Source organism: Nostoc sp. NMS4 (assembly GCF_017115095.1).
In the GTDB taxonomy this organism is placed as follows: domain Bacteria; phylum Cyanobacteriota; class Cyanobacteriia; order Cyanobacteriales; family Nostocaceae; genus Nostoc.
This window is the reverse complement of the sequence record NZ_JABXKI010000209.1, coordinates 21,266-32,250: the sequence shown is the minus strand read 5'-3', so window position 1 is coordinate 32,250 and position 10,985 is coordinate 21,266. Positions and strand designations below refer to the sequence as shown.

13 protein-coding genes are annotated in these 10,985 nt (G+C 42.2%); 5 read left to right on the top strand and 8 right to left on the bottom strand.

Annotation, left to right across the window (positions count from 1 at the left end):
- Positions 1–144: 144 nt before the first annotated feature.
- A complete protein-coding gene (gene lysS / locus HWQ37_RS18060; RefSeq protein WP_292749319.1) occupies positions 145–1,830 on the bottom strand; it encodes a lysine--tRNA ligase in 1,686 nt (561 codons plus the stop codon).
- 101 nt (positions 1,831–1,931) lie between these two features.
- Here lysS and HWQ37_RS18055 point away from each other — a divergent pair, with 101 nt between their 5' ends.
- Positions 1,932–2,489 (top strand): Uma2 family endonuclease, encoded by a 558-nt coding sequence (locus HWQ37_RS18055; RefSeq protein ID WP_292749317.1) that lies wholly within the window; start codon positions 1,932–1,934, stop codon positions 2,487–2,489.
- An 18-nt stretch (positions 2,490–2,507) separates the two neighbouring features.
- Here HWQ37_RS18055 and HWQ37_RS18050 read toward each other — a convergent pair whose 3' ends face one another.
- From HWQ37_RS18050 to HWQ37_RS18030, 5 genes are all read right to left on the bottom strand, one after another.
- On the bottom strand, positions 2,508–2,933 hold the full coding sequence (locus HWQ37_RS18050; protein ID WP_292749315.1) for a hypothetical protein: 426 nt from the start codon (positions 2,931–2,933) through the stop codon (positions 2,508–2,510).
- 28 nt (positions 2,934–2,961) lie between these two features.
- Complete coding sequence (locus HWQ37_RS18045; protein WP_292749313.1) at positions 2,962–4,083, bottom strand: geranylgeranyl reductase family protein; 1,122 nt, start codon at positions 4,081–4,083, stop codon at positions 2,962–2,964.
- A 133-nt stretch (positions 4,084–4,216) separates the two neighbouring features.
- Positions 4,217–4,765 carry a ribosome recycling factor gene (gene frr, locus HWQ37_RS18040; protein WP_292749311.1) on the bottom strand — a complete coding sequence of 183 codons (549 nt, stop codon included), beginning with the start codon at positions 4,763–4,765 and terminating at the stop codon, positions 4,217–4,219.
- Positions 4,752–5,480: a UMP kinase gene (gene pyrH / locus HWQ37_RS18035; protein ID WP_292749310.1), complete on the bottom strand. Its 729-nt coding sequence runs from the start codon at positions 5,478–5,480 to the stop codon at positions 4,752–4,754. Before pyrH ends, frr begins: the two co-directional genes overlap by 14 nt.
- A gap of 71 nt (positions 5,481–5,551) precedes the next feature.
- Positions 5,552–6,106: a thioredoxin family protein gene (locus tag HWQ37_RS18030; protein WP_292749308.1), complete on the bottom strand. Its 555-nt coding sequence runs from the start codon at positions 6,104–6,106 to the stop codon at positions 5,552–5,554.
- A 447-nt stretch (positions 6,107–6,553) separates the two neighbouring features.
- Between HWQ37_RS18030 and HWQ37_RS18025 the strand changes: the two genes are divergently transcribed.
- Positions 6,554–7,480, top strand: a complete 927-nt coding sequence (locus HWQ37_RS18025) for an alpha/beta fold hydrolase (RefSeq protein ID WP_292749306.1) — start codon at positions 6,554–6,556, stop codon at positions 7,478–7,480.
- A 199-nt stretch (positions 7,481–7,679) separates the two neighbouring features.
- On the opposite strand, the gene HWQ37_RS18020 is transcribed toward HWQ37_RS18025, so the two are convergent.
- Both HWQ37_RS18020 and HWQ37_RS18015 read right to left on the bottom strand, forming a co-directional pair.
- Positions 7,680–8,291: a hypothetical protein gene (locus tag HWQ37_RS18020; protein WP_292749304.1), complete on the bottom strand. Its 612-nt coding sequence runs from the start codon at positions 8,289–8,291 to the stop codon at positions 7,680–7,682.
- A 53-nt stretch (positions 8,292–8,344) separates the two neighbouring features.
- Positions 8,345–9,061 carry a diacylglycerol/polyprenol kinase family protein gene (locus HWQ37_RS18015; protein ID WP_292749302.1) on the bottom strand — a complete coding sequence of 239 codons (717 nt, stop codon included), beginning with the start codon at positions 9,059–9,061 and terminating at the stop codon, positions 8,345–8,347.
- Between the two features lie 60 nt (positions 9,062–9,121).
- Here HWQ37_RS18015 and yidD point away from each other — a divergent pair, with 60 nt between their 5' ends.
- From yidD to ychF, 3 genes are all read left to right on the top strand, one after another.
- The gene (gene yidD, locus HWQ37_RS18010) at positions 9,122–9,358 is read left to right on the top strand and encodes a membrane protein insertion efficiency factor YidD (RefSeq protein WP_292749300.1); all 237 of its coding nucleotides are present in this window, start codon (positions 9,122–9,124) and stop codon (positions 9,356–9,358) included.
- 183 nt (positions 9,359–9,541) lie between these two features.
- On the top strand, positions 9,542–9,769 hold the full coding sequence (locus HWQ37_RS18005) for a hypothetical protein (RefSeq protein ID WP_292749298.1): 228 nt from the start codon (positions 9,542–9,544) through the stop codon (positions 9,767–9,769).
- Between the two features lie 45 nt (positions 9,770–9,814).
- On the top strand, positions 9,815–10,906 hold the full coding sequence (gene ychF / locus HWQ37_RS18000; RefSeq protein ID WP_292749296.1) for a redox-regulated ATPase YchF: 1,092 nt from the start codon (positions 9,815–9,817) through the stop codon (positions 10,904–10,906).
- The last annotated feature ends 79 nt before the right edge of the window (positions 10,907–10,985 follow it).

Here is a 10,985-nt window from a genome sequence, read left to right as displayed (position 1 = left end):
GTTAGGGTGGGGTAAAACCTTGGTTAATCAGCTATTTCAGACTTGTGTGTACACCGTAGCCTTTATAAGGAGAGGGATTGAGGTGAGGTAAACAAGGGATATAAATTGTATGTTATTTAATTCTCATTCCTTACCTTTACTAACTCAACTCAATTGTTCAAACTTAAATTTCCCTTTAATAAACTTGTTAAAGTATTGACCATCAGACGGTGCATTTTCTAAGCCTTCCTTTAGACTAAGGGGTACTTTGAAATACTCATAAACACTTCCATTGTCAAATTCAATAGTTAGTGTTTGAGTTGTTGGATCATAACGAAATTCTTTAATCAGGCTGCTGGGAGGCTTGAGTAAGGGGAAAGCGATCGCATCCCGAATACTGGCACAATCAGTTAATAACATCACCAAGCGATCGATCCCAATCCCCAAACCACCTGTAGGCGGCATCCCATATTCCAAAGCGGTGAGAAAGTCCTCATCTACGCCTTGGGCTTCTAAGTCGCCAGCAGCTTTCCGCGCCGCTTGTGCTTCTAAGCGTTCTCTTTGATCGATCGGATCGGTAAGTTCTGAGAAGCTATTCCCAGTTTCTCGCCCGACTATAAATAACTCAAATCGTTCTACCAAACCAGGTTGAGAACGGTGAGGTTTTGCTAAGGGCGAAATTTCTACAGGGTAATCAATTACAAAGGTAGGTTGAATTAAATTGGCTTCTACCTTCTCTTCAAAGGCTAAATTTAGTAACTTACCAATTGATTGGGCTTCATTTACACCAGGAATACCAGCATTTTTACTTGCTGTTTTTGCCTCTTCTAAACTTGAGAACGAATTAAAATCCAAGCCTGTAAATTCTTTAACTGAATCATGCATTGTCACCCGCCGCCAAGGTGGTGTCAAATCTATCGGTTCCCCTTGATAGGTGATTTGCAATGTACCAAGAACTTCTTGAGCTACAGTGGTAATAATCCCCTCAGTCAGCGCCATCATATCGTTGTAATCGGCGTAGGCTTGGTAAACTTCAATCGTCGTAAATTCGGGATTGTGTCGAGTCGAAATTCCCTCATTGCGGAAAACTCGCCCCAATTCAAACACTTTTTCAAAACCACCCACAATCAACCGCTTCAGATGGAGTTCTGTAGCAATTCGCAGATACAACTCCATTTCTAAAGTGTTGTGGTAGGTGATAAATGGACGTGCATCTGCACCCCCAGTTTCACTTTGCAAAACTGGCGTTTCAATTTCCAGAAAATCTCGCTGTTCTAAATAGCGGCGAATACCAGCAGTAATTTGAGCGCGACGGCGGAAAGTTTGGCGCACTTCCGGGTTAACAATCAAGTCAACGTAGCGCTGACGGTAGCGCTTGGCAACATCCGTTAATCCATGCCACTTGTCGGGTAGGGGCAACAGGGATTTAGTCAGGATAGTATATTGTTTAACGTAGACAGATAACTCGCCCTTTTCAGTCCGTTTAATAGTACCTTTGGCTCCCAGAATGTCACCTGCATCTGTAAGTTGCTTCAGGTGATTAAAGGCATCAGCATCAATATCTGCCATACCTTCTTGGATGCGGTTTTTATCAAGATAAAGCTGAATTGTGCCGGTTTCATCTTGCAAGGTGAAGAAAGCCAATTTACCAAAAACGCGACGCGCCATAATGCGCCCTGCGATCGCAACTTCTAAATCAACTTCTTCACCACTGGTTAAATCGGCAAATTGTTCTTGCAACTGCGCTGCATGATGGGTAGATTCCCAACGATAGGCGTAAGGGTTAGTCCCTAGCTGCTTGAGTTGTTCTACTTTCTCCAGCCTCGCGGCTCGGATATCTTCTTCCGACATGGTAACGAACTAAATAGGGCAAGATTAATTATAGATGCTGCCAAAGTTGAGAGTAAGCAATAATCGCCTAAAAGTGATGTGCGATCGCTAAAGGAAATACAATGACACAAACTAGAGTCCGCCTGTGGACTGTAAACGAATATCACCTGATGCTGGAGACGGGTATTATTACAGAGGATGAACGGGTAGAACTGATTGATGGGCGAGTTATCCCGATGAGCGCCAAAAATCCTGCCCATGCAGCGACAACGCTTTGTGCGTCTGACTATCTCAAGCGGCTGCTAGCAGAAGTTGCCTTAGTTCGGGTGCAAAATCCCATTCACTTGAGCCAATACTCTGAACCTGAGCCAGATATCGCTATTGTCCAGATTGATAAGCGAAAGTACAGCGATCGTCATCCTGCACCGAATGAAATCTTTTTACTCATTGAGGTAGCCGATACAACATTAGAAACAGATCGTAAACAAAAAGCACCTCTTTATGCTAAAGCGGGAATTGCTGACTACTGGATTTTGGATGTGAATCAGCGTCAGGTTTATGTTTTCCGCGAACCGGGTTTGCAAAGCTACAATCAACAATTTATTTTGCAGGAGGATGCAATGTTATCTTTGATTGCCTTTCCAGAAATTGAAGTGTCGATTAGTCAAATGTTTCCATAATTTCTAGAAATCAAACTTTTACTTCTGTCCTATTTTTAGCAAATGTCTAGATGAAATAGCCTTCAATTTCAAGTTAGTAAATTGCACGATCGCTTTTACTAAATCTTGCTGTTCTGGTTGCAAATTTAGTTTTTCTAGGGCTTGCTTGATATTATTACCAGCCCGAAGATTATGATTAAGTTGGTCGCGCTGAGATGAGTTTAACACTGCCGCAATTTCCCTATTTCTCCTCTGACGCACAGCTTGGAGTTCCTGACGTTGTAAGGGAGTCAGGTTAATCTCCGACGGGGTTGAGTAGCTTGCAGTTTTGGTAGTTTGGGCGAAAATAACACCAGAAGTAGTATTGATTTGAACGGGTGCAGCTAAGGCAATTCCCGGCATGAAGAGGAAAAGAGCAAGAATATTAGCGAACATAGACAGCCGTTTTGTCAAGTAAATTGCCATATTGAAAAATGCCTACTACACTCTTTAATTAACCTCCAAAACCAGGAATTAAACGCTTGAGGGCGCGATCGGCAACGTCGCCATAGCGAAGTTCTCCACACAGAATCTTACCCATGATTTTCGCACCGGAAGGGCGCTTAACACCCACTTTGTAGCCAATACCTGGAAAACGATAGAATGCCCCACCTAATTTTTGCGCCCAAGCCATTTCACTACCCCATTCTTCATTAATGGCTTCAGTATATTTTTCTAAAGCGTTGGTATCACCAGAAAGGGCTTCATTAATGGCTCCTGCTGCAATTAAACCGCTAAAAATTGACGGACGAATGCCTTCTGCTGTCATCGGATCGACTATACAAGCTGCTTCCCCAACTAAAACCGCATTTTGGGTATGCAATTTTTGGTTGCCATCCCACAAGGAAAGGGGATAACCATATTGCTTGCCAGTTTTGATATCTACATTAAACGATCGCGCGTACTCATCTAAAATTTTCTTAAAATCTTGGGGTTTACCGCCAATAAATGTACCGACACCAATGGAATAACCATCAGCTTTTGGGAAGTTCCAAATGTAGCCATTTTTCACTAAGCCAAACTCGAAGTGAATTGTGGATTTATCCTTGACATCTGCGGCAACTTCTGCTTCCAAAGCTCCTGCTAAACGGCGTTTCCGGTCTTTGAAGCCTAGCCATTTTGCCATTGGCCCTTTAGCACCATCAGCCGCGATTAAGTAGCGACCTGTAACTGGGCCATTAGCTGTGTTAACTTGCCAGTAGTCACCTTGAAAATCAATACCCATTACTTCCGTATTATCTCGTAGTTCAGCCCCTTGTTTCTGTCCTTGCTGAATTAAGAAATGGTCAAAAATATCTCGTCGCACCATCCAAATTGGTTCTTTTGTGGCGATTTTTGCTTCTACGGGGTCGCCCAAATTCCAGGTAAAACGAACGGAGTCGGCTTTTACAGAAATTACTGGGCTAAAATCAAAGTCAAACCATTGAGCGATCGCTGGAGATACACCACCGCCACAAGGTTTATATCTTGGCAGAAATTCTTTTTCTAACACTAATACTGAGCGGCCTTGTTTGGCTAAATGATATGCAGCTGTTCCACCAGCTGGCCCAGCGCCGACGATGATGCAGTCGTACATATTGAATTTTTGCTCCAGAATTAGTTTATTTTGTATTGAAATACTCGATCAATTTTTATTAAATACCTAAGAAATGATAAAGGCTGAAGAATTTATCCATCATCCTTCAGCCTTTATGCTTCGACTTGAGACTTTAAACAGTCGTGATGTCTTTTTCTTTTTCTGCCAACAGTGAGTCTATTTTGGCGGTATACTCGTTTGTTAGTTTTTGCAAGCTATCTTGTTGGTCTTTTGATTCATCTTTGGAGATTTCAGAGGCTTTCTCCTGTTTGCGAATCGCGTCTATGGCATCGCGGCGAATGTTACGAATTGCAACACGACCCTCTTCAGCATACTTGGATGCCATTTTGACGAATTCTTTACGGCGTTCGCTCGTTAAGGGCGGAATATTCAACCGGATTACAGAACCGTCGTTACTGGGTGTTAAACCCACATCTGAGAGGGAAATAGCCTTCTCAAGGATATTTAGGGTATTGCGCTCGTAGGGTTGAATTAAGATCGTCGTGGAATCTGGCGTGCTAATATTTGCCAGTGCTTTTAAGGAAGTAGGCGAACCGTAATAATCCACCAATACCTTATCTAATAAACTCGCATTGGCGCGACCAGTGCGAATCGAGTTAAAAGCTCGTTGAGTTGCCTCAACGGTTTTTTGCATCGTACTTTCAGCTTCAGCTAATTTCACAAGAACCTCCCACAAGGGTGCCGATGGATTCTCCCATGACTGCTCGGTGGATATTTCCTCGCACCGTTAGGTCAAATACTAGAATTGGGATATTATTTTCTTTACACAAGGCGATCGCAGTACTATCCATCACCCGCAAATCTTGGGCTAAAACGTGCGCGTAGGTTAAGCTATTGTAACGCTTTGCGTCAGGATAAATATGAGGATCGGCATCATATACCCCATCTACTTTGGTGGCTTTAAAAATCACCTCAGCATCAATTTCTGCGGCTCTTAATGCCGCAGTCGTATCGGTAGTAAAAAAGGGATTTCCAGAACCAGCACCAAAAATTACCACCCGTCCTTTTTCAAGATGACGGATGGCACGACGACGAATATAGGGTTCTGCTAATTCTTGCATAGCGATCGCGGTTTGCACTCGCGTCTGTACTCCTATGCGTTCTAGCGAATCTTGCAGCGTCATGGCATTCATTACCGTGGCAATCATCCCAATATAGTCAGCAGTTGCCCTGTCCATCCCCGCCGACGCTGCTTTAACGCCACGAAAAATATTGCCACCACCAACAACTATGGCGATTTGAGTACCAGTGGCTATCACCTCTGCTAATTCTTGTGCTATTCCTTTGACCACTTCGGGATCAATGCCATAGCCCATGTTGCCCATTAAGGCTTCACCGCTCAGTTTGAGTAAAACCCGTCGGTAATTCGTTCCCATGAAGTTACGCTTTATCAAAAAAGTTGCAATTGCCTCCAATTTAAGATAACAGTTACAGGGACTATCTATGTCTAGTTACGCCAAATCAATGTAGTACCGACTGGTTCTGTTTGTGGTATGGCTATTTCTTCACCTTTAAACAGAGAAGCGATCGCAGTTCTCAAATAATCCTCTCCCACTGATAATGGTTCTTGGGGATGATTATCAATTTTACCTTTGTAACGAACTATACCATTAGCATCGATGAGAAAGGCTGTTGGTGTTTTTCTTGTGCCGAAACTACCGGTTACGTCTTGCGTTGAGTCCCACAGGTAGGGGAAGTTCAACTGGTGACGCAGAGCAAAAGCTTTCATATTTTCAAAGCTTGACTTAGTGTCGTAGTCAACATTACTACCATTCAGTCCAATTAGTGTGAAGCCTTTTAGGGCAAACTCGGCTTGAATGTTTTTTAGTCTGCCTAAATACCGCTCTACATAAGGGCAGTGGTTACACATAGAAATAACGCCGACTGCTCGGAACTTCTCAAGATAACGCCTGAGATGGTGTACTTGACCATCAATTCCTGGCAATTCAAAATCTGGTGCGTAGCTCCCAACGGGAGTATCAATTGTTTCTAGTAGATTCATGATTTCTGGCCCGCAGAACTAGGAACAAGAAAAATATTATTAAATTCAGCGTCAGTTTCCAGTTGCAAACCACCCCTTAGCCGATGCCTCATATTTGCCAATCTTATAGACCAAATTTGCGATCGTAAATTGTGAAACTACTGAATCTAGCACTGATGGTAATTCTCTCACATCTAAAAAATAGCCAAAATATTACTCACATTAAAAAAGTTATGATTTCAACTACTGACATAATCTCAGTTGTGAGTAAATTACCTCTATCAATAAGATGAAAACTCTATACTGGATAAAACTATCAGCTTAGAAGCTTTCGTGGTATATGTATAGGCTATCACTAGAGCAAAAGATTTATTTTGAAAATCTGATAAATTTTATCCAAATTAAAAACAATTTTACTTGTGGCTTGCTGTTGAAAGCCTTTATACCCTTATTATCATCAAATTTTCCATGACAACCTCAAGTTCAAAAACAGCACTTAACTCTACAAAAACCTGGATTTGGCAAGATTTTCCGATCTGCTATCAAACCCAAGGGACTACTGGGCCAGCTGTTGTCCTGGTGCATGGATTTGGCGCTTCTTGGTGGCACTGGCGAAAAAATATTCCCGTATTAGCCGAAAATTGCCGTGTTTATACTATTGATTTGATTGGTTTTGGCGCTTCTGCAAAACCTCAACCTGGTGAAAAAATTACCTACACATTAGAAACCTGGGGACAGCAAGTAGCAGATTTTTGCCGTGAAGTTGTCGGTGAGCCAGCTTTTTTAGTGGGAAATTCCATTGGCTGTATTGTCGCCATGCAAGCAGCAGTAAGTAACCCAGATATTGCCTTGGGAGTTGCTTTGCTCAACTGTTCTTTACGGCTGTTGCACGATCGCAAACGGGTAACTTTACCTTTATCTCGTCGTTACGGAGCGCCTCTACTGCAACGGCTGTTATCTATTAAACCAGTTGGTGATTTCTTTTTCAATCAACTCGCCAAACCGAAAACAGTGCGGAAAATTCTCCTGCAAGCATACTCGAATCCTGAGATGGTGACAGATGAGTTGGTAGATATTCTCACTTCACCAGCAAGCGATCCGGGGGCAGGGGCTGTGTTTCTTGCTTTTACTTCTTATTCTACAGGGCCATTACCAGAAGAACTTTTACCACTGTTACCCTGTCCGGCGATTATCTTGTGGGGAACAGCCGATCCGTGGGAACCAATTAAATTAGGGAGAGAATTAGCTAACTTTCCCCAAGTAGAGAAGTTTATTCCTTTAGAGGGAGTAGGGCATTGTCCGCAGGATGAAGCGCCGGAGTTAGTCAATCCGATTTTACTCGATTGGATTTTGGAGCGAAAGACACTAGTAGACTCGGCAAAGCTAGAGGAATAATTTACATCGAGTTAACCTCAAAATTTATAGAATGCGTATTGAGGATTGATTCTTATTGTGCAATAAGTTAAAGGAAAAATCTAGAAATCCGATTTGATTTGTGAAAAAATCTCACTATATGTAGTGACGTGGCAAGGCTTTATGATTTGAGTATTTTAATTACCAAACTTCTAGTTTTTTACATACAAACTTAATTTAATTAGGATTTATCAATGGGTAATCCTAACCAATCACTTAGTTCATTGGCTAACCAATCAAGTTCATCGTCAGATGCTAAAGATATAGAAATTCTGTATTTAGATTCCCCAGCAAAAATAATAATTTCAGATTCATATATACTACCTAAGTAGTCAGGTGCGTAGTCAGGTAAAGAGCTAAGTTTTATATGGCGTTTAATACGTTCTAGCTTGTTAATATCTTGCCTTGGGCTGGATATCTCTTCATCTATCTTCACTCCAAATATTTGATGACTGAAATAAATTTTTTGTTGATTAATCTCTAGTCGGGTATTTGCCAATATATTGCCAATAAAATTGGTAAATATAAAGAACATTGCTATAGCAAAAATCCACCAAGGAATAGAAAATAAAGCTAAGACAATTTTAGAAGACAAATCAGCCCAATAAATACCAAAGAGAATTACAACCAAGATTATACTAGGGATCAGAAACATTACCCCGAAGGTAATTAGAGATATATAAGCTTTGCTAAGTCCTGGTGAGGGAAAAATGATTTCCAAAAACTCTTCATCTTTTCTTAATATGACTCTGCTATTTTGTGGTTTTGGAATCTCAGATGAAGCTTTATTCACAGACCATTCTTCTTGAAAAGAGATTTCATAGAGTTAACTCAAGATGAACTGACTTAGATGAACTGACTTAAATAGAAAGCAAGTGCTGCACTACCCAAGGGAACTGTCAAATTGTCAATACCTAAAAATGAAACAGCCTCTAAAGCAGTAGCTATAACTGCCACTATCAGCGATATCGCCCAAGTTTGCCAACTGTTTCCTTGAGTGCCAATCAAAATCAAACTACTGACGACATAGCTAACGAACATCATAGTTAGGGAGCCTTCCCAACTTTTTTGCGTACCAAAAACTTTATACTTGTGTTTACCAAAGCGTTGCCCAATTAAGGCTGCTAATCCATCTCCCCAAGTCATTATCAAAATTCCTAGTGCTGCGTACTGGGGTTCTTGCAAGTACCAGAACCAGGCAACTAAAATACCGAAACTGACAGAGTAAAAAAATGTCCCTAAGCTTTGCCGTCCAACGCTATTAATACCAGGAAGAATTGGTAATCGGTAAGATAATAAGGTGATTGCACTCGCTAAAATAGAAGCTGTAATCCCTACACTGGCAGGAATATTTAGCCACCAAGCGATTAAAATCACATTACCAGTGCCAATATGAACTATCTTCCGCACGATTTCTGGCTTGTCGGCAAAGCGGTTTACCACCCATGCAATCAGGAGAATAAGTAGCACCCAAATTGCAGCGATGCCTTCGGCGGGCACAGCCAACGCAATTTGCAGCCATAAAACCGGAATTGAGGTGAAGTCAGAAAATGTAATTAACAAAGATGCAACAAATGAAAAGTTTTACCCCTGTTACTAATTTATAAGATTTGGGTAGCTGCAATGAAATTATTATTTATTTGGCTGATTCGGGGCTACCGAATGTTTATCTCGCCGTTGTTTCTCCCGACTTGTCGCTTTCAACCAACTTGTTCGATGTATGCTATTGAAGCTATTGAACGATTTGGGGTGTTGCGTGGTGGGTGGATGGCAACTTTGCGGATTTTGCGGTGTCATCCGTTTCATCCAGGTGGTTACGATCCAGTGCCAGAGGTGGTGGAAAAGGTGGAGGGGGAGTAGTTTTGCTGAGGGGGCGAATTGAGGTTGGATTTTAAACGCAAAGGGGCGCGGAGGGACGCAGAGAATGAGAAGAGGGGTAAGTTATTAAAGGATGTGTTCGTGGGTATAGCTATTTGGGGAGATGTCAACAGATGAGGTTGTCATCTAGCGTGGGAAGGTTGAATAATTTAATTTGGACTTACGATGGTTAATCTTACTGCGATTTCTATACCCGAACCACAAATTCCTACTCCTGGCCCAAATCCGCTACCTAGTCCCAATCCTGGCCCGAATCCGCTCCCTAGTCCCGAACCTGTACCAGGGCCAGCGATACCCCAACCCTTACCGGGGCCTGTACCAGAACCAGTACCTGCTCCCATTCCTCAAACGGTTCCAGGGCCGATTCCCCAAACCATACCGGAACCTGTTTAGATTACCTTGGTAATGTAATCCAAAATCTCAAATCTAAAATCCAAAATGCTAAGAGCCGGAATTGTCGGACTTCCCAACGTCGGAAAATCTACTTTATTTAATGCTGTCGTTGCTAATGCTAAAGCAGAAGCAGCTAACTTCCCTTTTTGCACGATTGAACCGAATGTCGGCGTTGTCGCAGTACCGGATGAACGGTTAAATGTTCTTGCTAAAATTGCTAGTTCGGTACAAATTATCCCGGCGCGGGTTGAATTTGTAGATATTGCGGGTTTAGTTAAAGGCGCAAGTCAGGGTGAGGGACTAGGAAATCAATTCCTGTCCCACATCCGGGAAGTTGATGCGATCGTCCATGTGGTACGTTGTTTTGAGAATGATGATATTATTCATGTTGCTGGTTCTGTTGACCCAGCGCGAGATATTGAAATCATTAATATAGAATTGGGTTTATCAGATTTAGCACAAATTGAGCGGCGAATTGACCGCACTCGCAAACAAGCTCGTACCAGCAAAGATGCACAGTTTGAAGTCTCAGTTTTAGAAAAATTAGCTGCGGCTTTAAATGAAGGTAAATCGGTGCGTCAGGTGAGCTTGAATGAAGAAGAAACAGAAATTATTAAAGGATTAGAACTGCTTACTTATAAACCGATTATCTACGCTGCGAATGTATCTGAGGATGAGTTGGCAACGGGTAATCATTTTGTGGAAACAGTGCGGCAAATTGCAGCTACAGAAAATGCCCAAGTTGTGATTGTTTCGGCTCAAGTGGAAGCGGAATTGGTGGAATTACCAGAGTCAGATAAAGCTGATTTTCTCGAATCTTTAGGTGTGGAAGAAGGCGGTTTGAAATCATTGATTCGGGCTACTTACATGCTTCTAGGTTTGCGGACATATTTCACCTGCGGCCCCAAAGAAACCCGCGCTTGGACAATTAATGCGGGAATGTCTGCACCTCAAGCTGCTGGTGTAATTCACAGTGATTTTGAGCGGGGATTTATTCGCGCCGAAACTGTTGCTTATAAAGATTTGGTAACAACTGGTTCGATGAATGCGGCGAAGGAGAAAGGGTTGGTTCGCAGTGAAGGGAAAGAGTATGTTGTGCAGGAAGGGGATGTAATGTTGTTCCGATTTAATGTGTAGGGGTAATTAATGTGTGGCCGTTATCGATAAGATAATGGTCAACTTACACCAAGTTGCGTAGGCTTTGACCACCGTAGGC